The 24,734-nt window shown below is 45.1% G+C and carries 24 protein-coding genes, 2 riboswitches and 1 other annotated feature; all 24 genes read left to right on the forward strand.

The genetic code is table 11. The annotated features are described in order from the left end of the window. The first annotated feature begins 28 nt into the window (after positions 1 to 28). The 24 genes from sigG to pyrE all read left to right on the forward strand — a co-directional run bounded on the left by sigG (position 29) and on the right by pyrE (position 24,367). Entirely contained in the window at positions 29 to 811 is a 783-nt protein-coding gene (gene sigG, locus NYE20_RS08630) for an RNA polymerase sporulation sigma factor SigG (protein ID WP_009967190.1), read from the forward strand. A 147-nt stretch (positions 812 to 958) separates the two neighbouring features. Beyond that, the gene (locus NYE20_RS08635; protein ID WP_021479328.1) at positions 959 to 1,753 is read left to right on the forward strand and encodes an ABC transporter ATP-binding protein; all 795 of its coding nucleotides are present in this window, start codon (positions 959 to 961) and stop codon (positions 1,751 to 1,753) included. A gap of 12 nt (positions 1,754 to 1,765) precedes the next feature. Beyond that, positions 1,766 to 1,867: riboswitch (TPP riboswitch) on the forward strand. An 87-nt stretch (positions 1,868 to 1,954) separates the two neighbouring features. Beyond that, a complete protein-coding gene (gene ylmB, locus NYE20_RS08640) occupies positions 1,955 to 3,235 on the forward strand; it encodes an N-formyl-4-amino-5-aminomethyl-2-methylpyrimidine deformylase (RefSeq protein WP_161621561.1) in 1,281 nt (426 codons plus the stop codon). A gap of 82 nt (positions 3,236 to 3,317) precedes the next feature. Further along, positions 3,318 to 3,563, forward strand: a complete 246-nt coding sequence (locus NYE20_RS08645) for a YlmC/YmxH family sporulation protein (RefSeq protein WP_003232153.1) — start codon at positions 3,318 to 3,320, stop codon at positions 3,561 to 3,563. Between the two features lie 162 nt (positions 3,564 to 3,725). Next, complete coding sequence (gene pgeF / locus NYE20_RS08650) at positions 3,726 to 4,562, forward strand: peptidoglycan editing factor PgeF (RefSeq protein WP_015483207.1); 837 nt, start codon at positions 3,726 to 3,728, stop codon at positions 4,560 to 4,562. A gap of 6 nt (positions 4,563 to 4,568) precedes the next feature. After that, entirely contained in the window at positions 4,569 to 5,261 is a 693-nt protein-coding gene (locus NYE20_RS08655; RefSeq protein WP_014476752.1) for a YggS family pyridoxal phosphate-dependent enzyme, read from the forward strand. Beyond that, the gene (gene sepF, locus NYE20_RS08660) at positions 5,258 to 5,713 is read left to right on the forward strand and encodes a cell division protein SepF (protein ID WP_014479735.1); all 456 of its coding nucleotides are present in this window, start codon (positions 5,258 to 5,260) and stop codon (positions 5,711 to 5,713) included. The genes NYE20_RS08655 and sepF overlap by 4 nt, the downstream gene beginning before the upstream one ends. A 6-nt stretch (positions 5,714 to 5,719) precedes the next feature. Continuing rightward, positions 5,720 to 5,992, forward strand: a complete 273-nt coding sequence (locus NYE20_RS08665; RefSeq protein WP_003221463.1) for a YggT family protein — start codon at positions 5,720 to 5,722, stop codon at positions 5,990 to 5,992. Between the two features lie 60 nt (positions 5,993 to 6,052). Continuing rightward, positions 6,053 to 6,826 carry an RNA-binding protein gene (locus NYE20_RS08670; RefSeq protein ID WP_038828187.1) on the forward strand — a complete coding sequence of 258 codons (774 nt, stop codon included), beginning with the start codon at positions 6,053 to 6,055 and terminating at the stop codon, positions 6,824 to 6,826. A gap of 93 nt (positions 6,827 to 6,919) precedes the next feature. Further along, positions 6,920 to 7,414 carry a septum site-determining protein DivIVA gene (gene divIVA / locus NYE20_RS08675; protein WP_003221468.1) on the forward strand — a complete coding sequence of 165 codons (495 nt, stop codon included), beginning with the start codon at positions 6,920 to 6,922 and terminating at the stop codon, positions 7,412 to 7,414. Between the two features lie 62 nt (positions 7,415 to 7,476). Next, positions 7,477 to 7,703 (forward strand) — a binding site (T-box leader). Positions 7,704 to 7,755: 52 nt separating this feature from the next. Continuing rightward, entirely contained in the window at positions 7,756 to 10,521 is a 2,766-nt protein-coding gene (gene ileS, locus NYE20_RS08680) for an isoleucine--tRNA ligase (protein WP_021479325.1), read from the forward strand. A gap of 143 nt (positions 10,522 to 10,664) precedes the next feature. After that, positions 10,665 to 11,039, forward strand: coding sequence for a sporulation-related RNA polymerase-binding protein YlyA (ylyA, locus tag NYE20_RS08685; protein ID WP_014479740.1), 375 nt, complete (start codon positions 10,665 to 10,667; stop codon positions 11,037 to 11,039). Positions 11,040 to 11,141: 102 nt separating this feature from the next. After that, entirely contained in the window at positions 11,142 to 11,606 is a 465-nt protein-coding gene (gene lspA, locus NYE20_RS08690; RefSeq protein WP_003245047.1) for a signal peptidase II, read from the forward strand. Position 11,607: 1 nt separating this feature from the next. After that, positions 11,608 to 12,519, forward strand: a complete 912-nt coding sequence (locus NYE20_RS08695; RefSeq protein WP_086343823.1) for an RluA family pseudouridine synthase — start codon at positions 11,608 to 11,610, stop codon at positions 12,517 to 12,519. A gap of 182 nt (positions 12,520 to 12,701) precedes the next feature. Further along, on the forward strand, positions 12,702 to 13,247 hold the full coding sequence (pyrR, locus tag NYE20_RS08700; RefSeq protein ID WP_003232127.1) for a bifunctional pyrimidine operon transcriptional regulator/uracil phosphoribosyltransferase: 546 nt from the start codon (positions 12,702 to 12,704) through the stop codon (positions 13,245 to 13,247). 173 nt (positions 13,248 to 13,420) lie between these two features. Then, positions 13,421 to 14,728 carry a uracil permease PyrP gene (gene pyrP / locus NYE20_RS08705; RefSeq protein ID WP_003221479.1) on the forward strand — a complete coding sequence of 436 codons (1,308 nt, stop codon included), beginning with the start codon at positions 13,421 to 13,423 and terminating at the stop codon, positions 14,726 to 14,728. A 144-nt stretch (positions 14,729 to 14,872) separates the two neighbouring features. Continuing rightward, on the forward strand, positions 14,873 to 15,787 hold the full coding sequence (locus tag NYE20_RS08710) for an aspartate carbamoyltransferase catalytic subunit (RefSeq protein WP_128740317.1): 915 nt from the start codon (positions 14,873 to 14,875) through the stop codon (positions 15,785 to 15,787). Then, the gene (locus NYE20_RS08715) at positions 15,771 to 17,057 is read left to right on the forward strand and encodes a dihydroorotase (protein ID WP_339184987.1); all 1,287 of its coding nucleotides are present in this window, start codon (positions 15,771 to 15,773) and stop codon (positions 17,055 to 17,057) included. Before NYE20_RS08710 ends, NYE20_RS08715 begins: the two co-directional genes overlap by 17 nt. Then, entirely contained in the window at positions 17,054 to 18,148 is a 1,095-nt protein-coding gene (locus tag NYE20_RS08720) for a carbamoyl phosphate synthase small subunit (protein WP_003232115.1), read from the forward strand. Before NYE20_RS08715 ends, NYE20_RS08720 begins: the two co-directional genes overlap by 4 nt. Then, positions 18,133 to 21,348 (forward strand): carbamoyl-phosphate synthase (glutamine-hydrolyzing) large subunit, encoded by a 3,216-nt coding sequence (gene carB, locus NYE20_RS08725; RefSeq protein ID WP_339184990.1) that lies wholly within the window; start codon positions 18,133 to 18,135, stop codon positions 21,346 to 21,348. Before NYE20_RS08720 ends, carB begins: the two co-directional genes overlap by 16 nt. Further along, complete coding sequence (gene pyrK / locus NYE20_RS08730) at positions 21,345 to 22,115, forward strand: dihydroorotate oxidase B electron transfer subunit (protein ID WP_032725668.1); 771 nt, start codon at positions 21,345 to 21,347, stop codon at positions 22,113 to 22,115. The genes carB and pyrK overlap by 4 nt, the downstream gene beginning before the upstream one ends. Continuing rightward, positions 22,115 to 23,050, forward strand: a complete 936-nt coding sequence (locus tag NYE20_RS08735) for a dihydroorotate dehydrogenase (RefSeq protein WP_103803460.1) — start codon at positions 22,115 to 22,117, stop codon at positions 23,048 to 23,050. Before pyrK ends, NYE20_RS08735 begins: the two co-directional genes overlap by 1 nt. After that, positions 23,019 to 23,738, forward strand: coding sequence for an orotidine-5'-phosphate decarboxylase (pyrF, locus tag NYE20_RS08740; RefSeq protein ID WP_003232107.1), 720 nt, complete (start codon positions 23,019 to 23,021; stop codon positions 23,736 to 23,738). Before NYE20_RS08735 ends, pyrF begins: the two co-directional genes overlap by 32 nt. Then, complete coding sequence (pyrE, locus tag NYE20_RS08745) at positions 23,735 to 24,367, forward strand: orotate phosphoribosyltransferase (RefSeq protein WP_015715860.1); 633 nt, start codon at positions 23,735 to 23,737, stop codon at positions 24,365 to 24,367. The genes pyrF and pyrE overlap by 4 nt, the downstream gene beginning before the upstream one ends. Before the next feature lie 144 nt (positions 24,368 to 24,511). Then, positions 24,512 to 24,617: riboswitch (SAM riboswitch) on the forward strand. Positions 24,618 to 24,734: the final 117 nt, after the last annotated feature.

The following is a 24,734-nucleotide window of genomic DNA, read 5'->3' on the forward strand; positions in this document are numbered from 1 at the left end:
ACAGCAGCTCCTGTAGGGAGGGAAAAAAGTGTCGAGAAATAAAGTCGAAATCTGCGGGGTGGATACCTCCAAATTACCAGTACTCAAGAATGAAGAGATGAGAAAGCTGTTTAGGCAGCTGCAGGATGAAGGCGATGATTCAGCAAGAGAAAAGCTTGTAAACGGGAACTTGCGTCTTGTCTTAAGTGTCATTCAACGATTTAATAACAGAGGGGAGTATGTTGATGACTTATTTCAAGTCGGCTGCATCGGACTAATGAAATCCATTGATAATTTTGACCTAAGCCACAATGTTAAGTTTTCAACATACGCTGTACCTATGATTATCGGAGAGATCCGCAGGTATTTACGTGATAATAACCCGATCCGTGTCTCAAGATCACTCCGGGACATCGCTTACAAGGCGCTTCAGGTAAGAGAGCGGTTAATCAGTGAGACAAGCAAGGAGCCGACTGCAGAAGACATCGCAAAAGTTCTTGAAGTACCGCATGAGGAAATTGTATTTGCGCTTGATGCCATCCAGGATCCGGTTTCTCTATTTGAACCGATCTATAACGACGGCGGAGACCCGATCTATGTGATGGACCAAATCAGTGATGAGCGTAATACAGATTCACAATGGATTGAAGAGCTGGCTTTAAAAGAGGGCATGAGAAGGCTGAACGATAGGGAAAAAATGATTTTGAGAAAGCGATTCTTCCAAGGGAAAACCCAAATGGAAGTCGCCGAGGAAATCGGAATTTCTCAAGCGCAGGTGTCCAGACTTGAAAAAGCGGCTATCAAACAAATGAATAAAAATATTCATCAATAATGAAAAGCCTTTAAAACGATGTTGTTTTAAAGGCTTTTCTATTGATTACGGATGGTTTACGTTTTGGGAAAAGTAAGGTATCCTAGTTCGTACAAAGTTTTATGAAAATTAAAACAATTATAAAAGGCAATAAAGAGGAGGACCACGATGATTTTGCAGCTTGACAATGTCTCACTAAAACGGAATGGGAAATGGATACTGAGAGATATTCATTGGAAGGTGGAAGAAAAGGAAAATTGGGTGCTTTACGGCCTAAATGGCGCCGGGAAGACAGCGCTGTTAAATATGCTTTGCTCTTATTATTTTCCAACATCAGGCGAGATGCAGGTGCTTGGCCATGAATTTGGCAAAACAGAGCTTGGGGAAAAGCTCAGACGTAAAATTGGCCTCGTCTCAGCAGCTCTTCAGCAAAAATTGTATCCGGCAGATTCAGCCTTTGAAATTGCTTTGAGCGGAGCTTACGCTTCGATTGGGTTATATGAAACGCCAAGTAAGAAAACCAGGGAAAAAGCGATTGGTTTGTTAGAGGACTTGGGAGCAATTGAATATGCCGATCGCCGCTATGAAACCCTTTCTCAAGGGGAAAAACAAAGAGCGTTGATTGCTAGAGCACTAATGGCCGATCCGGAGCTGCTGATACTGGATGAACCAGTCACAGGACTGGATTTTATTGCCCGGGAAAAGTTGTTAGATACGATTACATACATTGCAAACAAAGAAAATGCACCATCTATCCTTTATGTGACTCATCATGCTGAAGAAATTTTGCCTGTCTTTGATAAAGCCCTTTTATTAAAACAGGGAGAGGTCTTTGGATCCGGAGAAATAAAGGAAATGCTTACTGATCAAATACTTTCCGCTTTTTTTGATACGCCAATCCATGTATTATGGAATCAGGATCGGCCGTTTTTAACTAGAGCTGAGCCGATAACGAATGCCTGACAAATATATATAGATTCATCCTAGGGGTGCTTTGCGAAGCTGAGAGAGACTTTGTCTCAACCCTTTTGACCTGATCTGGATCATGCCAGCGGAGGGAAGCGGTGAAAAGCGGAGTACATCGGACTCCGTTTGTTTTTATTAAGCCGTTTCATCACATTTGAAACGGCTTTTTTGATTTTAAAGAATAGGAGCGGATTTACATTGGATCAACAAATAGACTCTTTGCTCAAAAAAGTGGAAGAACAAAAGGAGGAGCTTATTCAGCTTGCGAAAACGCTGATTTCTTATCAAACACCTGCTCCGCCTGCAAGAAATACAGAGGGCATTCAGTCATGGATTGCGGGATATTTAAATGAATTGGGATTCTCGATCGACAAATGGGATGTGTACCCTGGTGATCCCAATGTTGTAGGGAAGCTAAAAGAAACAGATTCAGCAGATTATTATAGCCTGATTATCAATGGCCATGTAGATGTGGCAGAGGTAAAAGAGGATGAAGAATGGGAGCATGATCCATTTCATCCAATTGAAAAAAACGGTCTCTTAATCGGTCGAGGCGCTTCCGATATGAAGGGCGGAATGGCGTGTGTGTTGTTTGCTGTCAAATTAATTCGTGAAGCCGGCATTGAGCTTCCCGGTGATCTGATTCTGCAATCGGTTATCGGGGAGGAAGTTGGAGAAGCCGGCACGCTTGAATGCTGCAAGAGGGGCTACCACGCTGATTTTGCAATTGTCGCTGATACGAGCGATATGCATATTCAAGGCCAAGGCGGTGTTATTACAGGCTGGATCGAAATCAAAAGCAGTCAAACATTTCACGATGGAACGAGACGGAATATGATTCACGCAGGCGGAGGAACATTCGGAGCAAGCGCAATTGAAAAAATGGCGAAAATCATTGCGGGGCTCGGTGAACTTGAGCGCCACTGGTCTATTATGAAAAGTTATCCCGGCTTTAAACCTGGAACAAATACAATTAACCCGGCTGTTATAGAAGGCGGCAGACATGCGGCTTTTATAGCGGACGAATGCCGGCTGTGGATCACTGTCCATTTTTATCCAAATGAAACCCATGACCAAGTGGCAGCGGAAATAGAAGATTACGTCAATCGGCTGAGTGACAGTGATATTTGGCTTAGGGAAAACCGCCCTGTATTCAAGTGGGGAGGCTCATCTATGATAGAAGACAGAGGAGAAATTTTTCCGGCATTGGAAGTTGACCCTGGCCACCCAGGCGTCTTAGCGCTAACTGCCTCTCATCAGAAAGTGAAACGGGAGTGTCCAATTATTGACGTTTCTCAATCAGTTACAGATGGCGGATGGCTGTATGATGCCGGTATTCCATGCGTAATATACGGTCCTGGAGATCTGCACAATGCACACTCTGTGAACGAGAAGGTATCGATTGAGCAGCTAGTAGAGTATACAAAAATTATACTCGATTTTATCATCAGCTGGTGCAGCCGGAAAAAAGAGCAATGACATGAAAATTTCTTCTTGCTGACAAGGTTCAGCCTGCCCGTTCATATACTTGAACAAAAGGACGGAAAAAGGACGTGATGGAATGATCAGCATTTCAGAATTTCAGGTAAAGGATGTCGTCAATGTCTCAAACGGAAAAAAGCTGGGGAGTATTGGTGATATTGATATCAATGTGACCACTGGTAAAATTCAGGCGATCATACTAGGAGGAAATGGGAAAGTTCTCGGATTTTTTGGAAAAGAAGAGGAATTGGTCATTCCATGGCGAAATATAGTAAAAATCGGGGAAGATGTAATCTTGGTCCGATTAAGTGAACCACATGCATAAACCTGCTTGTCTGCCGCAGATTGGCAAATGCCGGAAGTCTCGATTCTTCCGGCACATTTCATTTAGAAATATGCAAATCGGCGCTCAACGTATGCAGTAAGATGTGGTAAAATAAGTGGGAAATTCCGCTTTTTTAAATGTTTGTCGAAAGGTTGGATCATCATGAATACATATCACCCATTCAGTCTTACCACACCCTCGACACTCATGATACAAGACTGGGCTCAAACGAATCAAAACAACAAAGAGGTCATTGCCGGATTTACGACAAAAAACGGCGGTGTCAGCCAAAAGCCTTTTGAATCGTTAAATACAGGATTGCACGTTCATGACAAAGATGCAGATGTAGTTAAAAATCGTGAATATATTGCCGATATGTTTAATACTGATTTGCAGTCTTGGGTATTCGCTGATCAGACACATGATAATCGCGTTCAGAAAGTGACGCAGAGGGATAGGGGAAAAGGCGCCCGTGAGTATCACACGGCTCTAAAAGCAACGGACGGGCTCTATACAAATGAAAAAAATGTATTTTTGGCATTATGCTTTGCTGATTGTGTGCCTCTTTTCTTTTATGATCCGGTTAAGTCGCTTGTCGGAGTCGCCCATGCCGGGTGGAAAGGCACCGTCAAACAGATTGGCAGAGAAATGGTGAAGCAATGGACTGAGAAGGAAGGTTCAAATCCCTCAGATATTTACGCTGTTATTGGCCCGTCTATCAGCGGAGCATGCTATACGGTAGACGACCGCGTAATGGATGCTGTCCGCGCATTGCCGGTTTCAGCAGACCTTGCCGTTAATCAGACGGCAAAGGCACAATATCAGCTTGATCTGAAAGAGCTGAACCGTCTTATACTGATGGACAGCGGTTTGGCAAGTGAACAAATTTCTGTCAGCGGTTTATGCACGGAAAGCGAGCCGTCTCTTTTCTATTCTCACCGCCGCGATCAGGGGAAAACTGGACGGATGATGTCCTTTATCGGAATGAAGGAGGCATAAAAGATCTTGCGTGTTGTTGATAATTTACGACATATAAACGAACGAATAAACGAAGCATGTAACAGATCGGGCCGCAGCTCCGATGAAGTTACGGTTATTGCAGTCACTAAATATGTATCGCCTGAAAGAGCACAGGAGGCAGTAGATGCTGGCATCACCTGCCTCGGAGAGAATCGGGATGCGGAACTGCTCCGCAAACAGGAATTGATAAAAGGGAATCCGGAATGGCATTTTATCGGCAGTCTGCAATCAAGAAAAGCAAAATCTGTCGTCAATTCGGTTTCCTATATCCATTCCCTAGACCGGCTCTCATTAGCGAAAGAAATTGAAAAACGGGCTGAAGGTACTGTACGATGCTTTGTGCAGGTCAATACCTCTCTTGAGCCTTCTAAACACGGCATGAAAAAAGAAGAAGTCATTCCATTCATACAGGAGCTTTCCGGTTTCGAACATATCCTTGTTGCCGGGCTGATGACAATGGCTCCGCTGACTGATGATCAAGATCAGATCAGAAGCTGTTTCAGGTCGCTGAGAGAACTCCGTGACCAGGTTCAGAAGCTGAACCAGCCGAACGCTCCGTGTACTGAACTGTCGATGGGCATGTCAAATGATTTTGAAATTGCAATTGAAGAAGGAGCTACTTATATTAGAATCGGCTCATCGTTAGTCGGAAATGAAACAGGGGGTGTACAGCAATGAGTATGAAAAATAAACTGAAAAACTTTTTCTCAATGGAAGATGAAGAATACGAATATGAATATATTGAGACAGAGCGGGAATCTCATGAGGAGCATGAGCAAAAAGAAAAGCCGGCTTATACGGGGAATAAACCTTCGGGCAAACAGAATGTAGTGAGCTTGCAAAGTGTTCAGAAATCCTCTAAAGTGGTGTTGAGTGAGCCGCGCGTTTATGCGGAGGCGCAGGAAATAGCCGACCATTTGAAGAACCGGCGGGCAGTTGTCGTCAATCTTCAGCGGATACAACATGACCAGGCGAAGCGGATTGTTGACTTTTTAAGCGGAACCGTTTATGCCATTGGCGGCGATATTCAAAGAATCGGCTCAGATATTTTCCTCTGCACGCCTGACAACGTAGATGTATCAGGCACAATTTCTGAGCTCATATCTGAAGACGAACATCAGAGGTGGTAAAGCGAGATGATCCTTTATCAAGTTTTTTCGGTTTTAAGCTTATTAATCACAATATACTCATTTGCCCTGATCATATATATTTTTATGTCATGGGTGCCGAGTACGAGGGAAACAGCAGTCGGGCGTTTTTTGGCTTCGATTTGTGAACCATATCTCGAACCATTCAGAAAAATCATTCCTCCGATTGCAATGCTGGATATTTCACCAATCGTAGCAATACTTGTGCTTCGGTTTGCGACAACCGGCTTGTGGGGACTTTATCGCATGATTGCGTTTTAATGTGACAGTTTGATAGGGGCTTGGCAGCAGCCAAGCCTCTTTACATAGAAGGGAAAGACGATGAGCGATATATATCAGCACTTCAGAAAAGACGAGCGGGCCTTTATTGATCAGGCGCTCGAATGGAAAAGAATTGTCCAGGAGCAGTACCGGATGAAGCTGACCGACTTTTTAGATCCCCGAGAGCAGGTCATCCTCTCTGCTGTTACGGGACAGGCTGACGTCGGGCTTGCTTTTTCCGGCGGCTATGACAGAGCGGAGCGGAAACGGGCGATTCTGTATCCAGAGTACATTACTCCGGAAGAATCGGATTTTGAATTGCAGGCGTTTAACGTCCGTTATGCTGACAAGTTTGTCTCAGTAGATCATCGTTCTCTGCTTGGTGCATTAATGGGCATAGGATTAAAGCGGCAAAAATTCGGTGACATCGTGTTTTCTGAGACAGCAGTGCAATTGATTGTCTCAGCCGATACCGCTGATTTTGTGGCTGCACAGCTGACCCAAGCAGGCAAAGCGGCGGTCAGCCTAGAGAAAATCGACTTGTCAGACCTTAACATTCCAGCAGTTGATGTCGAAATAAGAGATGACACGGTTTCTTCTTTAAGGCTTGACGCCGTCTGCGCCGCTATGAGCAGGCAATCCCGCCAAAAATCACAGACGCTTGTGAAAAACGGCCTTGTGAAAGTGAACTGGAAGGTGGTTGAAGATCCTTCATACATAGTCGCGGAAGGGGACATGCTGTCAATCAGAGGTTTTGGCCGGTGCAGCTTAACAAAAATCGAAGGGAAAACCAAAAAAGACAAATGGAGAGTTACGTTTGAACGACAAAAATAGTCGGTTTTTCAGTTTTTTTCTCCATCTGTGCGAAATTTGTTTTATAATGTGAACTAGATAACCGTACTGAAATGTAAAAATGGAGGTGGCATCATGCCATTAACGCCAAATGATATTCACAACAAGACGTTTACAAAAAGTTTTCGCGGATATGATGAAGATGAAGTAAATGAATTCCTAGCCCAAGTCAGAAAAGATTACGAAATTGTTCTCCGCAAGAAAACTGAGCTTGAAGCGAAAGTCAATGAGCTTGATGAAAGAATCGGACACTTTGCAAATATTGAGGAAACATTGAATAAATCAATTTTAGTTGCTCAAGAAGCGGCTGAAGACGTAAAACGCAATTCTCAAAAAGAGGCAAAGCTGATTGTTCGGGAAGCGGAGAAAAACGCTGATCGCATTATCAACGAATCGTTATCAAAATCAAGAAAAATTGCAATGGAAATTGAAGAGCTGAAAAAACAGTCTAAAGTGTTCAGAACACGTTTCCAAATGCTGATTGAAGCTCAGCTTGATCTTCTGAAAAATGACGATTGGGATCATCTCCTTGAGTATGAAGTCGACGCTGTATTTGAGGAAAAGGAATAAATTCTCTGATTATCTTGACATTTTCTTAGCTTGTCGAATATAATACGTTCATAAATTCAGATGAAAAAACGGTTGAAAGGGACAGTCATGTTTCCTTCAGGCCTTCATAGCGACCCGGAGATGGTGAGAGTCCGGGATGGCCGGAATCATGTAGATCAGCCCTTTAGTTTCCTTGCTGAACTCACAGTAGGTTAGGACGTTCATCACGTTACGATGCTCAAGAGGAAAAAGTGTATGCTTGCTTTTTCTAAAAGGGTGGTACCGCGAGATAAGCTTTCTCGTCCCTTATGGGATGAGAGGGCTTTTTTTATTTTCTGAAAAAATGCAGTGGAGGAATGAAAATGGATTTTAAAGACACGCTCTTAATGCCGAAAACAGATTTCCCGATGCGTGGAAATTTGCCAAACCGGGAGCCTGACATTCAAAAAAAATGGGAGGAAGAGGATATCTACCGTCTTGTTCAGGAACGGACGAAAGACCGCCCGAAATTTGTTTTACATGACGGACCTCCGTATGCAAACGGCGACATCCATATGGGCCATGCACTTAACAAGATTTTGAAAGACTTCATTGTCCGCTATAAATCAATGAGCGGCTACAACGCACCGTATGTGCCGGGCTGGGATACACACGGATTGCCAATTGAAACAGCTCTGACAAAAAACAAAAAGGTCAACCGCAAAGAAATGTCAGTAGCGGAATTCCGCAAACTATGCGAAGAGTACGCTTGGAAGCAAATCGAGGGACAGCGTGAGCAATTCAAACGTCTTGGTGTCCGCGGTGACTGGGAAAACCCATATGTGACATTAAAACCGGAATACGAAGCGCAGCAAATCCGCGTATTTGGTGAAATGGCAAAACGAGGCTACATTTACAAAGGCCTTAAACCGGTTAACTGGTCACCTTCAAGTGAGTCTGCTCTGGCTGAAGCCGAGATCGAATATCAAGACAAACGTTCAGCATCTATTTACGTCGCTTTTGGTGTAAAAGACGGAAAAGGCGTTCTTGAAAACGGCGAGCGCATCATCATTTGGACAACAACGCCTTGGACAATTCCGGCGAACCTTGGAATCTCAGTGCACCCTGATCTTGAGTACAGCGTGATTGCAGTAGGTGAAGACCGCTTTGTCGTAGCAAGTGCCTTAGTCGAAAATGTTGCATCGGCATGCGGATTTGATCAGTATGAAGTGACAAGAACGGTCAAAGGGAAAGATCTTGAGAACATTATCGCTGAACACCCGCTATATGGCAGAGACTCTCTCGTTATGCTTGGTGAACACGTAACAACTGATGCCGGAACAGGCTGTGTTCATACAGCGCCAGGACATGGGGAAGATGACTTTATCATCGGCCAAAAATACGGTTTAGATGTGCTTTGCCCGGTTGATGAAAAAGGTGTAATGACAAGCGAAGCTCCTGGGTTTGAAGGCATGTTCTATGATGATGCAAACAAAGCGATCACACAGCAGCTCGATGAAAAAGGCGCACTTGTGAAGCTTGAATTCATTACTCACTCTTATCCGCATGATTGGAGAACAAAAAAACCAACCATTTTCAGAGCGACAGCGCAATGGTTTGCGTCTATTAAAGATTTCAGATCAGACCTGCTGGATGCCATTAAAGAAACCAAATGGGTTCCTGAATGGGGCGAGCAGCGTTTGCACAACATGGTTCGGGACCGCGGAGACTGGTGTATTTCCAGACAGCGTGCGTGGGGCGTGCCGATTCCGGTATTTTATGCCGAAAATGGAGAACCAATTATTACGGATGAAACCATTGAACATGTTTCTGAATTGTTCAGACAGCACGGATCAAACATTTGGTTTGAAAAAGAAGCAAAGGATCTTCTTCCGGAAGGCTTTACGCATCCTGGCAGCCCGAACGGCACATTTACAAAAGAACAGGATATCATGGATGTTTGGTTTGATTCAGGCTCTTCACATCAAGCAGTGCTTGAAGAACGTGATGACCTCGTTCGCCCGGCTGATCTATACCTAGAGGGATCTGACCAATATCGCGGCTGGTTTAACTCTTCTCTTTCTACAGCAGTAGCCGTAACAGGGAAGGCGCCGTATAAAGGTGTGCTCAGCCATGGTTTCGCACTGGATGGCGAAGGACGCAAGATGAGTAAATCAATCGGTAACGTTGTTGTTCCGGCTAAAGTCATGAAACAGCTTGGTGCCGACATCTTAAGATTATGGGTATCTTCAGTGGATTATCAGGCGGATGTTCGCGTGTCTGACGCTATTCTGAAGCAGGTTGCGGAAGTATATCGTAAAATCCGCAACACGTTCCGTTTCCTTCACGGCAACCTTTTCGATTTTGATCCAAAAACAAATGCGGTGGCTGTCGAAGATCTTCGTGAAGTGGACCAGTATATGCTGATTAAGCTGAACAAGCTGATTGATAAAGTGAAAAAAGCGTATGATGAGTACGAATTTGCGGTTGTGTATCACAGCATTCATAATTTCTGCACAATCGAATTGAGCTCATTCTACCTTGATTTTGCAAAAGATATTGTCTACATCGAGCATGCGGATCATCCGGATAGACGCAGCATGCAGACAGTATTCTACGAAACGCTTCTTGCATTAGTGAAGCTTTCTGCGCCTATCCTTCCACATACGGCAGACGAATTGTGGTCTCATTTAACATTTGTTGAAGAGCAGAGCGTTCAGCTGACCGATATGCCGGAAACAATCGCGGTTCCAAACAGTGAAGCGACTGAAGAAAAATTTGACCGCTTTATGGCTCTTCGTGATGACGTGTTAAAAGCATTAGAAACTGCGCGAAATGAAAAAATTATCGGTAAATCTTTGGAAGCAAACCTGAAATTGTATCCAAACAAAGAAAACAAGGAGCTCTTGGCTTCCATAAAAGAAAACCTTTCTCAGCTGTTTATTGTGTCTGAACTGACAATCAGCGAAGAAAATGATGCGCCGAACGATGCGCAAAGCTTTGCGACGGGTAAAATCGCTGTCGAGAAAGCGGAAGGCGAAATGTGTGAGAGATCACGTGTGATTTCAAAAGATGTAGGGGCAAATCCGAAATATCCTACACTTTCATTACGCAACGCTGAAATCGTTGAAAAATACTATCAAAAATAATGAAAAGGGCCCGGCGTAAAAGCCGGGCTTTTTTTGTGCCAAGAGTGACATCCTTTAGAACGGCAGGAAAAATCTTATGGGCTTTAGATCATCATTCATAGGCAACAATAAAGGTACTACGTTAAGAGCAGGAGTTGTGAAGAATGAATGATCAACTGACCGCAATTTATACGGAACTTCTTCTGATGAAAGAAGAATTACAGTCGAGATTATTTGAGTATTCTTGCTTTCAGGTTTCTACAAGCCCGCAAGCAGCAATCAATCATAAACAAAAAGCAACTCTGATCTATCATATTAAAGAAGAGCTTCAAGACGTTCTCCTTGCATTGTCCAAAATCGAAAACGGCACATTCGGATACTGTGAAGAAACAGGGGCCCCCATTCCTCTTGCAAAGCTGGCAGTGCTGCCGACGGCCCGAACAGCAAACGATTTTCTTTATTCTGTCCAATTTGAGAAAAAAACGCTTCCGATATGGAAATCAACGGATATCGAATATGGTCAGGCACTGTATGAATAACAGTGTCTGTCCGGTTAATGTGCCTGATATTTCTTTACTCCAGTGCTTTTTATTGATAAAATGCATAATGGATTAAAGTAACCGTAAACTGGAGGAACGTTTGTGCTGTATTATATGATTGCACTACTTATTATTGCAGCCGATCAATTGACAAAATGGCTAGTTGTTAAGAACATGGAACTTGGCCAAAGCATTCCGATCATTGATCAGGTATTCTATATCACCTCCCATCGCAATACGGGTGCTGCATGGGGGATATTAGCGGGTCAGATGTGGTTTTTCTACCTCATAACAACCGCTGTTATTATTGGTATTGTTTATTACATACAGCGTTATACAAAAGGACAAAGGCTTCTTGGTGTTGCCCTCGGACTTATGCTTGGCGGTGCCATCGGCAACTTTATCGATCGGGCTGTCAGACAGGAAGTTGTGGATTTTATCCATGTTATTATTGTCAATTACAATTACCCGATATTTAACATCGCGGACTCTTCACTATGTGTCGGCGTAATGCTTTTATTTATACAAATGCTGTTGGACAGCGGGAAAAAGAAAAAGGAGCAATAGCATGAATCAAATTGATATAACCGCTTCAGAAGAACAAAAAAGTGAGCGGATTGATAAATTTTTGGCATCGACTGAGAATGATTGGTCAAGAACCCAGGTTCAGCAATGGGTAAAAGACGGACAGGTTATCGTGAACGGAAGCGCGGTGAAAGCGAATTATAAAATTCAGCCGGGTGATCAGGTGACCGTCACTGTACCTGAACCGGAAGCGCTCGACGTCCTGGCAGAGCCTATGGATCTGGATATTTATTATGAGGACCAGGATGTGCTGGTCGTCAACAAACCTCGCGGAATGGTTGTTCACCCAGCACCCGGGCATCTTACGGGCACACTTGTAAACGGCCTTATGGCTCATTGCACAGACCTTTCCGGAATAAATGGCGTGATGCGTCCGGGTATTGTTCACAGAATCGATAAGGACACGTCCGGTTTATTAATGGTGGCGAAAAATGATATGGCGCACGAGTCACTTGTAAACCAATTGGTCAACAAAACGGTCACGCGGAAATATACGGCAGTTGTCCACGGGCTTATTTCTCACGATGATGGCACAATTGACGCGCCGATCGGACGAGATAAGAAAGACCGTCAAAGCATGACTGTGACACGTGATGGCAAAAACGCTGTCACTCATTTTCATGTACTAGAGCGTTTTCAGGATTTTACGTTAGTGGAATGCCAGCTTGAAACAGGGAGAACCCATCAAATTCGTGTTCATATGAAATATATCGGATTCCCATTAGCAGGCGATCCGAAATACGGCCCAAGAAAAACAATCGACTTTAATGGCCAAGCGCTTCACGCGGGAGTTTTAGGTTTTGACCATCCACGAACAGGAGAATATGTCGAATTTGAAGCGCCGCTTCCCGAGGATATGGCAGAATTAATCGAAAACCTTAGAAAAAACGGTTGACAGAGGGTTTCTTTTCTGAAATAATAAACGAAGCTGAATAGATTCTTTAAAACAGTCCAGAGAGGCTGAGAAGGATAACGGATAGACGGGATGCGTGTACAGGCGCGCACCTTGTCCTAAAACCCCTCTATGCTCTGGCAGGAGGGGTTTTTTCTTCTATATGAACTGTGAGGTGTCACACATTGAATCAAAAAGCTGTCATTCTCGACGAACAGGCAATCAGACGGGCGCTGACCAGGATTGCTCACGAAATGATCGAACGCAATAAAGGAATGAATAACTGCATTCTTGTCGGCATTAAGACAAGAGGGATTTACCTGGCAAAACGCCTTGCGGAACGCATTGAACAGATTGAGGGAAATCCTGTTACAGTCGGTGAAATTGATATTACTCTTTACAGAGACGATCTTTCTAAAAAAACGAGCAACGATGAACCGCTTGTAAAAGGTGCAGATATTCCGGTAGATATTACAGATCAAAAAGTCATTCTCGTTGATGATGTTCTGTATACCGGAAGAACAGTCAGAGCAGGAATGGATGCGCTTGTTGATGTAGGCAGACCTTCCTCCATTCAGCTTGCAGTGCTTGTGGACAGAGGACACCGGGAGCTGCCGATCCGAGCGGATTATATCGGGAAAAACATCCCGACATCAAAGTCTGAAAAGGTTATGGTTCAGCTTGATGAGGTAGACCAAAACGATCTCGTCGCCATTTATGAAAACGAATAATAGATCACCTTTTTAAGGGCAATCCAGAGAGGTTGCAAAGAGGTGCACAACAAAGGCCCAAAAAGTATTCGGCAGGTCTTTGTATGCCTCTTTGCGTAAAAAAGCAAAGAGGTTTTTTTATACAGTCATTGAGTCATCCTAAAATGAAAGTCAACAATCAGGGGGAAATCATCATGAGTAAGAAAAAAGTAAATTTAGGGGTCAGGGATGTCCCGACACCTTTCTCTTGGGTTTCATTCAGCCTTCAGCATTTGTTTGCCATGTTTGGCTCAACCATTTTGGTTCCGAAGCTCGTCGGAATGAGTCCTGCTGTGGCGTTGGTGACAAGCGGCATCGGAACACTGGCGTACCTTCTTATTACGAAAGGGCAAATTCCGGCGTATCTCGGTTCATCCTTCGCCTTTATTTCTCCGATCATTCTGGTAAAAGCGACCGGCGGGCCGGGAGCGGCAATGGTTGGAGCGTTTCTTGCAGGGCTGGTGTACGGGCTGATTGCCTTATTGATTAGGCAGCTTGGAACAGGATGGCTGATGAAGATTCTCCCGCCTGTAGTCGTAGGGCCTGTTATTATCGTCATCGGGCTGGGACTGGCAAGCACTGCAGTAAACATGGCGATGTATGCTGATCCGAACGCGAGTGAGTTGGTCTACAGCTTAAAGCACTTTAGTGTCGCAGGAGTTACGCTGGCAATTACGATTATTTGTGCGATTTTCTTACGAGGGTTTTTAAGCCTGATTCCGGTTCTGATCGGAATCATCGGCGGATACCTGTTTGCCCTTACTCAAGGGATTGTCAACTTCCAGCCGGTGCTTGACGCGAAATGGTTTGCAGTGCCTGAATTTATCATTCCGTTCAAAGATTATTCACCGTCAGTTACGCTCGGCATCGCAGCCGCAATGGTTCCTGTCGCATTTGTCACAATGTCAGAGCATATCGGCCACCAAATGGTGCTGAGCAAGGTTGTCGGACAAGACTTCATTAAAAAGCCAGGTCTTCATCGCTCTATTATGGGTGACAGTGTGGCGACAATCCTCGCTTCCCTGATCGGCGGCCCTCCGACAACGACTTACGGAGAAAACATTGGCGTGCTGGCCATCACAAGAGTATTCAGCGTCTTTGTCATCGGGGGCGCGGCAGTGATTGCCCTTTGCTTCGGCTTTATCGGCAAAATTTCAGCGCTGATCAGTTCAGTGCCGTCAGCGGTCATGGGAGGCGTCTCCTTCCTGCTGTTCGGAATCATTGCTTCAAGCGGCCTGAGAATGCTGATTGACAACAAAATTGATTATGAAAACAACAGAAACCTCATTATTACATCAGTTATCCTTGTCATCGGTGTAGGAGGCGCTTTTATCCAAGTGTCTCAGGGCGGATTCCAAGTGTCAGGAATGGCGCTTGCCGCAATTGTCGGTGTCATCTTAAACCTGATTCTTCCGCAGGCGAAGGAAGAGCAGGCAGACACATCTGAACAACATCATATTTAAAACCTTTTAATGAAAGTCCAGAGAGGCTTGGAAGGGTTATGAAGAGAAGGAAGCTTCAATGCTGCCCTCTATTTAACCATACCCCGAGTCTATCTTAGACCGGGGTTTTTTTCAGCCTTAAGTTGAAAAGAGAGGGGAAAGAACATGAAGCATTTAACGACGATGAGTGAACTCAGCACTGAGGAAATCAAAGATTTGCTTCAAACAGCACAAGAGCTCAAAAGCGGAAAAACAGACAATCAGCTTACAGGAAAGTTTGCCGCAAACCTGTTTTTCGAACCGAGCACGAGAACGCGGTTCAGCTTTGAGGTCGCAGAAAAAAAGCTGGGCATGAATGTGCTAAACCTTGATGGAACAAGCACAAGCGTGCAAAAAGGCGAAACCTTATATGACACGATCCGGACGCTCGAATCAATAGGTGTGGACGTCTGCGTCATCAGGCACAGTGAGGATGAGTATTATGAAGAGCTTGTCAGCCAGGTGAACATTCCGATTCTGAATGCGGGAGACGGATGCGGCCAGCATCCAACACAATCACTGCTTGATTTAATGACGATTTATGAAGAGTTCAATACGTTCAAAGGGCTTACCGTCTCCATTCACGGCGACATCAAGCATAGCAGAGTGGCAAGGTCAAATGCGGAAGTGTTGACAAGATTGGGTGCCCGGGTCCTATTTTCCGGCCCTTCGGAATGGCAGGATGAAGAAAATACATTCGGCACGTATGTCTCAATAGATGAAGCAGTTGAGTCTTCCGATGTCGTCATGCTGCTGCGCATTCAAAATGAACGACATCAGTCCGCTGTCAGCCAGGAAGGCTATTTAAACAAATACGGCTTGACCGTAGAACGGGCTGAGCGTATGAAGCGGCATGCGATCATCATGCATCCTGCTCCGGTAAACAGAGGAGTGGAGATTGATGACAGCTTAGTAGAAAGCGAAAAATCAAGAATCTTCAAGCAAATGCAAAATGGCGTATTTATCAGAATGGCAGTGATACAGCGTGCCTTACAAACCAATGTGAAAAGAGGAGAAGCAGCATATGTCATATCTCATTAAAAACGGCTGGATACTAAACGAAAATGGTGAAAAAACAGAAGCGGATATCCGAGTGACTGGAGAAACCATCACCGCAATCGGCAAGCTTGATGCAACGGATAATGAAACGGTAATTGATGCAAAAGGTTTGCTCGTTTCACCTGGGTTTGTTGATCTCCACGTGCATTTCAGAGAGCCGGGCGGAGAGAAAAAAGAAACTATTGAAACCGGGGCCAAAGCGGCGGCACGCGGCGGCTACACTACAGTAGCAGCAATGCCGAATACGCGGCCGGTTCCTGATACAAAGGAGCAGATGGAATGGGTGCAAAACAGAATTAAAGAAACATCATGCGTCAGAGTTCTTCCATATGCATCCATTACGATCAGACAAATCGGCGATGAAATGACAAACTTTGAAGCGTTAAAAAAAGCCGGGGCATTTGCTTTTACAGATGACGGCGTTGGTATACAGACAGCAGGAATGATGTATGAAGCGATGAAACGGGCAACCGCAATTGACAAAGCGATTGTTGCACATTGCGAGGACAACTCCTTAATTTACGGAGGAAGCGTACATGAGGGGACATTCTCCAAAGCGAACGGGCTCAACGGCATACCTTCTGTGTGTGAATCGGTTCATATTGCCCGCGATGTGCTGCTGGCTGAGGCGGCAAACTGCCATTATCATGTATGCCATATCAGCACGAAAGAATCTGTCAGGGTTGTACGCGATGCGAAAAAAGCGGGAATCAGAGTGACAGCAGAAGTGTCGCCGCATCATTTGCTGCTTTGTGATGAGGACATCCCGGGGCTGGATACAAACTATAAAATGAATCCTCCGCTCCGCAGTGCAGAAGACAGAGCTGCTTTAATTGAAGGTCTTTTAGACGGAACAATTGATTTTATCGCAACAGACCATGCACCGCATACGGAAGAAGAGAAAAACACAGAAATGAAACTGGCGCCATTCGGAATTGTCGGCTTAGAAACAGCATTTCCGCTTCTTTACACACACTTTGTCAAAAATGGCAGCTGGTCGCTAAAGCAGCTGATTGACTACATGACAATCAAGCCATGCGAAGCGTTCGGTCTCCCATATGGAACATTACAAACGGGGCAAGCTGCGGACATTACGTTAATCGATTTAGAAAAAGAAGCAGTTATAGACAAAGACACGTTTTTATCAAAAGGAAAAAATACACCATTCAACGGCATCAGCTGCACCGGCTGGCCGGTCGCTACAATTGCGGCAGGGAAGCTTGCTTATGAAGAGGGGAGACTTGTCAAATGAAGAGACGATTAGTACTGGAAAACGGAGCGGTATTCGAGGGGGAAGCCTTCGGAAGCTTAGAACACAACATGGGAGAAGTCGTTTTTAATACTGGGATGACAGGCTATCAGGAAATTTTATCTGACCCTTCTTACTGCGGACAGATCGTAACATTAACATACCCGCTTATCGGAAATTACGGCATTAACCGTGATGATTTTGAATCTATTACCCCTTTTGTGAAAGGGCTGATCATCAAAGAATTATGTGAGCTGCCTTCCAACTGGCGTTCAGCATACACCTTAGACGAGTATTTAAAAATGAAAAACATTCCCGGACTCCAGGGGATTGATACAAGGAAGCTGACAAGAATGATCCGCACGGCAGGCGCGCTAAAAGGAACATTCGCTTCATCTGATGAAGATATCGAAGCAGTTCTGAAAAGACTGAACGAAACGGAATTGCCAAGAAATCAAGTATCCCAAGTATCAGCAAAAACAGCATATCCGAGCCCGGGAAGAGGCAAACGCATCGTCTTGGTTGACTTCGGCATGAAACACGGAATTCTAAGAGAGCTGAACAAACGGAAATGTGACGTCATCGTTGTGCCTTACAACATTACAGCGGAAGAGGTGCTTCAGCTGAAACCGGACGGTATCATGCTTTCTAACGGACCTGGAGACCCGAAGGATGTGCCTGAAGCGATTGAAATGATTAAAGGTGTTCTTGGAAAAGTGCCATTATTCGGAATATGTCTTGGCCACCAATTATTCGCGCTGGCGTGCGGGGCGAATACTGAAAAAATGAAATTCGGACACAGGGGCTCAAACCACCCGGTAAAAGAGCTGGCTACAGGAAAAGTTGCCTTAACATCTCAAAACCATGGATACACAGTTTCGTCTATCAGTAAAACAGAACTGGAAGTGACGCATATCGCAATTAACGACGATACGATTGAAGGGCTGAAGCATAAAACATTGCCGGCATTTACGGTTCAATATCATCCCGAAGCCTCACCTGGTCCTGAGGATGCCAACCACCTATTTGACAGATTCATCGAAATGATCGAAACAACAGAGAAAGAAGGGGAAGCGGTATGCCAAAACGCGTAGACATTAACAAAATTTTAGTAATCGGATCTGGACCGATCATCATCGGCCAAGCAGCAGAATTTGACTATGCGGGAACACAAGCCTGTCTTGCTTTGAAAGAAGAAGGTTATGAAGTCATCCTTGTCAACTCAAACCCTGCCACGATCATGACAGATACAGAAATGGCTGACCGGGTTTATATCGAACCGCTCACACCTGAATTCCTGACAAGAATCATCAGAAAAGAGCGACCAGATGCCATTCTTCCTACACTCGGAGGCCAAACCGGTTTGAATCTAGCGGTTGAGCTTTCTGAAAGAGGTGTTCTGGCAGAATGCGGCGTCGAAGTGCTTGGCACAAAACTGTCTGCGATTCAGCAAGCTGAAGACCGTGACTTGTTCAGAACATTAATGAATGAACTGAATGAACCGGTGCCTGAAAGTGAGATTATCCACTCCCTTGAAGAAGCAGAAAAATTCGTCAGTCAAATTGGATTCCCTGTCATTGTCCGCCCGGCATATACATTAGGCGGAACAGGCGGAGGCATCTGCTCGAATGAGACAGAGTTAAAAGAAATCGTTGAGAACGGCTTGAAATTAAGCCCGGTACACCAATGTCTGCTTGAAAAAAGCATCGCCGGCTATAAAGAAATCGAGTATGAAGTCATGAGAGACAGCCAGGATCACGCCATTGTCGTTTGTAACATGGAAAACATTGATCCAGTTGGAATCCATACTGGAGACAGTATTGTTGTCGCGCCGAGCCAAACGCTCAGCGATCGCGAATATCAGCTCTTGCGGAATGTATCGTTAAAACTGATTCGCGCGCTTGGAATCGAAGGCGGATGTAACGTCCAGCTCGCTTTAGACCCAGACAGCTTCCAATATTACATTATTGAAGTAAATCCGCGTGTCAGCCGTTCATCTGCCCTTGCATCAAAAGCAACGGGGTACCCGATTGCAAAGCTCGCTGCTAAAATTGCAGTCGGACTTTCATTAGATGAAATGATGAACCCGGTGACAGGAAAAACATATGCAGCATTTGAACCAGCTCTTGACTATGTCGTATCCAAAATTCCGCGCTGGCCGTTTGATAAGTTTGAATCAGCAAACAGAAAGCTTGGCACGCAAATGAAAGCGACAGGTGAGGTCATGGCAATCGGCCGCACGCTTGAAGAGTCATTGCTGAAGGCAGTGAGATCACTGGAAGCGGATGTGTATCATCTTGAATTGAAGGACGCCGCTGACATTTCAGATGAGCTTCTTGAAAAGCGAATTAAAAAGGCCGGTGATGAACGCTTATTCTACTTAGCTGAAGCGTACAGAAGAGGCTACACGGTAGAAGACCTCCATGAATTTTCCGCTATCGATGTCTTCTTCTTGCATAAGCTGTTCGGAATCGTACAGTTTGAAAAAGAATTGAAGGCCAATGCGGGCAATACGGATGTGCTGAGACGGGCAAAAGAACTCGGCTTCTCTGATCAGTACATTAGCCGCGAGTGGAAAATGAAAGAATCCGAGCTTTACAGCTTGAGAAAACAAGCGGGGATTGCGCCGGTATTCAAAATGGTAGATACGTGCGCGGCGGAATTCGAGTCAGAAACGCCATACTTCTATAGCACATACGAAGAAGAAAATGAATCTGTCGTTACAGATAAGAAAAGTGTGATGGTGCTTGGTTCGGGGCCGATTCGAATCGGACAGGGTGTCGAGTTCGACTATGCGACGGTTCACTCTGTATGGGCAATTAAACAAGCAGGCTATGAAGCCATTATTGTCAACAACAACCCGGAAACCGTTTCAACAGACTTCAGCATCTCAGACAAGCTGTATTTTGAACCGCTTACGATTGAAGATGTTATGCACATCATTGACCTTGAACAGCCAATGGGCGTTGTCGTACAGTTCGGCGGACAAACTGCGATTAACCTTGCTGACGAGCTTTCTGCGCGCGGAGTGAAAATCCTTGGAACTTCATTAGAAGATTTAGACCGTGCAGAAGACCGGGATAAATTTGAACAAGCGCTTGGAGAACTTGGTGTTCCTCAGCCGCTTGGCAAAACAGCGACATCAGTTGATCAGGCGGTAAGCATCGCAAGTGATATCGGTTACCCGGTATTGGTACGCCCTTCCTATGTACTTGGCGGCCGGGCGATGGAGATTGTGTATCATGAAGAAGAGCTGCTTCATTACATGAAAAACGCAGTTAAAATCAATCCGCAGCACCCTGTATTAATTGACAGATACTTGACAGGAAAAGAAATTGAAGTCGATGCAGTATCCGACGGTGAAACAGTCGTCATTCCGGGAATTATGGAGCACATTGAACGTGCGGGCGTTCACTCCGGAGACTCAATCGCTGTTTATCCGCCTCAGTCTCTCACAGAGGACATTAAGAAAAAAATTGAACAATACACGATCGCATTGGCTAAAGGGCTGAATATTGTCGGTTTGCTCAATATTCAATTCGTCTTGTCGCAAGGCGAGGTGTACGTGCTAGAAGTGAATCCGAGATCAAGCAGAACCGTACCATTTTTAAGCAAAATTACGGGTATCCCAATGGCAAATCTCGCAACAAAAATCATTCTTGGTCAAAAGCTGGCTGCGTTTGGCTATACAGAGGGCCTTCAGCCTGAACAGCAAGGTGTATTTGTAAAAGCGCCGGTCTTCTCCTTTGCCAAGCTGAGAAGAGTGGACATTACGTTAGGGCCTGAAATGAAATCAACAGGTGAAGTCATGGGGAAAGATTCGACACTTGAAAAGGCGCTCTACAAAGCCTTGATTGCTTCAGGTATTCAAATCCCGAACTACGGTTCCGTGCTTTTAACAGTAGCTGATAAGGACAAAGAAGAAGGGCTTGCCATTGCTAAGCGGTTCCACGCGATCGGCTACAACATTTTAGCGACGGAAGGAACGGCAGGCTACTTGAAAGAAGCTTCCATTCCAGCGAAGGTCGTCGGAAAAATCGGTCAGGATGGCCCGAACCTGCTTGACGTCATCAGAAACGGAGAAGCGCAGTTTGTCATCAATACGCTGACAAAAGGAAAGCAGCCGGCAAGAGACGGTTTTAGAATCAGACGTGAATCAGTAGAAAATGGTGTTGCCTGCCTAACATCTTTAGATACGGCAGAGGCGATATTGCGAGTGCTGGAAAGCATGACATTCCGTGCTGATGAAATGCCGACAGTCAACACAAATCAGGAGGCGGCAGTCACTATATGAAAAAAGCGTATTTGACAGTATGTTCTAACCAGCAAATTGCAGACCGGGTGTATCAAATGGTTCTGAAAGGGGAGCTTGTCCAAGGGTTTACAACCCCTGGACAGTTCCTTCATCTTAAAGTGAGCGAAGCGGTTACGCCTCTTTTGAGAAGACCAATCAGCATCGCAGACGTCAACTTTGAAAAAAATGAAGTCACCATCATTTATCGGGTAGATGGGGAAGGGACAAGACTCTTGTCACTGAAGCAGCAGGGAGAATTTGTGGATGTCCTCGGGCCTTTGGGAAATGGCTTTCCTGTTAATGAAGTTCAACCCGGAAAGACGGCTTTGCTGGTAGGAGGCGGAGTAGGTGTGCCGCCTCTCCAAGAGCTGTCGAAACGCTTGAATGAAAAAGGGGTAAATGTCATCCACGTTTTAGGATTCCAATCGGCAAAGGATGTTTTTTACGAGGAAGAATGCCGGCAGTACGGAGACACGTATGTGGCAACAGCTGACGGAAGCTACGGGGAAACCGGATTTGTCACAGATGTGATTAAACGGAAAAATCTAGAGTTTGATATCCTCCTCAGCTGCGGGCCGACACCGATGCTCAAGGCGTTAAAACAGGAATATGCCCATAAAGAAGTATATCTGTCCATGGAGGAACGAATGGGCTGCGGAATCGGCGCATGCTTCGCGTGTGTGTGCCATACAAACGAAAGTGAGACATCCTATGTAAAAGTATGTCTCGACGGGCCTGTATTTAAAGCTCAGGAGGTGGCGCTGTAATGCTAGAGGTGAAATTGCCGGGACTTGATTTGAAAAACCCAATCATTCCTGCATCAGGCTGCTTCGGTTTTGGAAAAGAATTTTCACGTTTTTATGATTTGTCTTGTCTTGGAGCCATCATGATTAAGGCTACGACAAAGGAGCCGCGCTTTGGGAATCCGACGCCGCGGGTAGCTGAGACTGGTGCTGGAATGCTCAATGCGATCGGTCTCCAAAATCCGGGGCTGGATAGCGTGTTGCATAATGAGCTGCCGTGGCTTGAGCAGTTTGATACGCCGATCATTGCCAATGTCGCAGGTTCTCAAGTCGAGGATTATGTTGAAGTTGCAGAGCATATCAGCAAAGCGCCTAATGTTCATGCTCTTGAATTGAATATTTCCTGCCCGAATGTGAAAACAGGCGGAATCGCTTTTGGCACGAATCCTGAAATGGCTGCCGATTTGACAAAAGCGGTGAAAGAGGTTTCGAATGTACCCGTTTATGTGAAGCTTTCTCCGAACGTGGCCAATATCACAGAAATTGCATTAGCGATCGAGGAAGCGGGAGCGGACGGTCTTACGATGATCAACACACTAATTGGCATGAGACTCGATTTAAAAACCGGCAAACCGATATTAGCGAATAAAACAGGGGGACTTTCGGGTCCTGCTGTGAAGCCGGTTGCCATTCGCATGGTGTATGAAGTCAGCCAGATGGTCAATATCCCGATTATCGGAATGGGAGGCGTGCAAACGGCTGAAGATGCCCTGGAATTTCTTCTCGCGGGAGCAAGCGCAGTCGCTGTCGGAACAGCAAACTTTGTGAATCCTTTTGCATGTCCAGAGATTATTGAACAGCTCCCATCTGTTTTGCGCCAATACGGCTATCAATCAATTGAAGAATGCATCGGAAGGAGCTGGAATCATGAAAAACAACCTGCCCATCATCGCGCTTGATTTTGCATCAGCTGAAGAAACACTCGCGTTCTTAGCTCCTTTTCAGCAAGAACCGTTATTTGTAAAGGTTGGAATGGAGCTTTTTTATCAAGAAGGGCCATCGATCGTGAAACAATTAAAAGAAAGAAACTGCGAGCTGTTTTTAGATCTCAAGCTTCATGACATCCCGACTACTGTAAACAAAGCGATGAAGCGCCTTGCCAGTCTCGGAGTAGATCTCGTCAATGTTCATGCTGCCGGGGGCAAAAAAATGATGCAGGCAGCTCTCGAAGGCTTAGAAGAAGGTACGCCGGCTGGAAAAAAACGTCCGTCACTGATCGCGGTAACCCAGCTGACAAGCACATCTGAACAAATCATGAAAGATGAACTGCTAATCGAAAAATCTCTGATTGATACGGTTGTGCACTACAGCAAACAGGCGGAAGAGAGCGGACTGGATGGAGTGGTCTGCTCTGTTCATGAAGCAAAAGCCATTTATCAAGCGGTGTCGCCTTCATTTCTGACGGTCACTCCGGGGATCAGAATGTCTGAGGACGCTGCGAATGACCAAGTCCGCGTAGCGACGCCTGCTATTGCAAGAGAGAAAGGTTCATCAGCGATTGTAGTAGGACGCTCGATTACAAAAGCGGAAGACCCGGTAAAAGCCTATAAGGCTGTCAGACTTGAATGGGAGGGAATTAAATCTTGAAACAAATCATCGCAAAACATCTATTAGACATCCAAGCTGTATTTTTACGCCCGAACGAGCCGTTCACATGGGCAAGCGGCATTTTATCTCCAATCTACTGTGACAACCGCCTTACGCTATCTTTCCCAGAGGTCAGAAATGATGTCGCCTCAGGCATCAGCAAGCTTGTCAAAGAGCATTTTCCTGAAGCTGAAATGATTGCGGGAACAGCAACCGCGGGTATTCCTCATGCTGCTCTTGCGGCTGACCGTTTGAATCTTCCGATGTGTTATGTGAGGAGCAAGCCGAAGGCGCACGGTAAAGGCAATCAGATTGAGGGAGCTGTACAAGAAGGGCAAAAAACAGTCGTCATTGAAGACTTAATCTCCACAGGAGGCAGCGTGCTTGAAGCTTGTGCAGCTTTACAAGCGGCCGGCTGTGAAGTGCTTGGTGTCGTCTCAATCTTTACGTACGGACTTCCTAAAGCGGAGGAAGCCTTCGCAAAGGCAGAACTGCCATACTACTCATTAACTGATTATGATACGCTCACAGAGGTCGCGCTTGAAAACGGAAATATTCATTCAGATGATCTAAAAAAGCTGCAAACATGGAAACGAAATCCCGAGTCAAAAGATTGGTTTAAAAAATAAAAAATAAATTCAAATGATGTAAAGAGGCTTCAAAGCCTTGCTGTACTTGAAAACAGGCTGTGGGGCCTGTTTTTTTATTAATCCTATAAAAAAAGTCGGGTTGACTTATGTTAGAATTGTGCTAAAATTTACTACAAATCTAAAAACTTATCAAGAGCGGCTGAGGGACTGGACCTATGAAGCCCGGCAACCTGCATAGTTTGTAAGGTGCTACTTCCAGCAAAATGAATTCCATTTTGAAAGATAAGGGCTGCATGCTGTTCCTGTCTTTCTTTCCGCCGGATTGAAAGTTTTTTATTTTAAGAGGAAAAAAGGCTGTCTGTGATATCAGCAGCCGCGAATCACATTACAATTGGGAAAAGACAAC

This window comes from Bacillus sp. FSL R5-0416, assembly GCF_037975425.1.
Taxonomy (GTDB): Bacteria; Bacillota; Bacilli; order Bacillales; family Bacillaceae; genus Bacillus; species Bacillus subtilis.

What these genes read in the sequence shown, in the direction of transcription:
- NYE20_RS08635 (WP_021479328.1), top strand. Translation starts at nt 959, where the DNA reads ATGATTTTGCAGCTTGACAATGTCTCACTAAAACGGAATGGGAAATGG.
- NYE20_RS08645 (WP_003232153.1), top strand. Translation starts at nt 3,318, where the DNA reads ATGATCAGCATTTCAGAATTTCAGGTAAAGGATGTCGTCAATGTCTCA.
- pgeF (WP_015483207.1), top strand. Translation starts at nt 3,726, where the DNA reads ATGAATACATATCACCCATTCAGTCTTACCACACCCTCGACACTCATG.
- sepF (WP_014479735.1), top strand. Translation starts at nt 5,258, where the DNA reads ATGAGTATGAAAAATAAACTGAAAAACTTTTTCTCAATGGAAGATGAA.
- NYE20_RS08665 (WP_003221463.1), top strand. Translation starts at nt 5,720, where the DNA reads ATGATCCTTTATCAAGTTTTTTCGGTTTTAAGCTTATTAATCACAATA.
- NYE20_RS08670 (WP_038828187.1), top strand. Translation starts at nt 6,053, where the DNA reads ATGAGCGATATATATCAGCACTTCAGAAAAGACGAGCGGGCCTTTATT.
- divIVA (WP_003221468.1), top strand. Translation starts at nt 6,920, where the DNA reads ATGCCATTAACGCCAAATGATATTCACAACAAGACGTTTACAAAAAGT.
- ileS (WP_021479325.1), top strand. Translation starts at nt 7,756, where the DNA reads ATGGATTTTAAAGACACGCTCTTAATGCCGAAAACAGATTTCCCGATG.
- ylyA (WP_014479740.1), top strand. Translation starts at nt 10,665, where the DNA reads ATGAATGATCAACTGACCGCAATTTATACGGAACTTCTTCTGATGAAA.
- NYE20_RS08695 (WP_086343823.1), top strand. Translation starts at nt 11,608, where the DNA reads ATGAATCAAATTGATATAACCGCTTCAGAAGAACAAAAAAGTGAGCGG.
- pyrP (WP_003221479.1), top strand. Translation starts at nt 13,421, where the DNA reads ATGAGTAAGAAAAAAGTAAATTTAGGGGTCAGGGATGTCCCGACACCT.
- NYE20_RS08710 (WP_128740317.1), top strand. Translation starts at nt 14,873, where the DNA reads ATGAAGCATTTAACGACGATGAGTGAACTCAGCACTGAGGAAATCAAA.
- NYE20_RS08715 (WP_339184987.1), top strand. Translation starts at nt 15,771, where the DNA reads ATGTCATATCTCATTAAAAACGGCTGGATACTAAACGAAAATGGTGAA.
- NYE20_RS08720 (WP_003232115.1), top strand. Translation starts at nt 17,054, where the DNA reads ATGAAGAGACGATTAGTACTGGAAAACGGAGCGGTATTCGAGGGGGAA.
- carB (WP_339184990.1), top strand. Translation starts at nt 18,133, where the DNA reads ATGCCAAAACGCGTAGACATTAACAAAATTTTAGTAATCGGATCTGGA.
- pyrK (WP_032725668.1), top strand. Translation starts at nt 21,345, where the DNA reads ATGAAAAAAGCGTATTTGACAGTATGTTCTAACCAGCAAATTGCAGAC.
- NYE20_RS08735 (WP_103803460.1), top strand. Translation starts at nt 22,115, where the DNA reads ATGCTAGAGGTGAAATTGCCGGGACTTGATTTGAAAAACCCAATCATT.
- pyrF (WP_003232107.1), top strand. Translation starts at nt 23,019, where the DNA reads ATGAAAAACAACCTGCCCATCATCGCGCTTGATTTTGCATCAGCTGAA.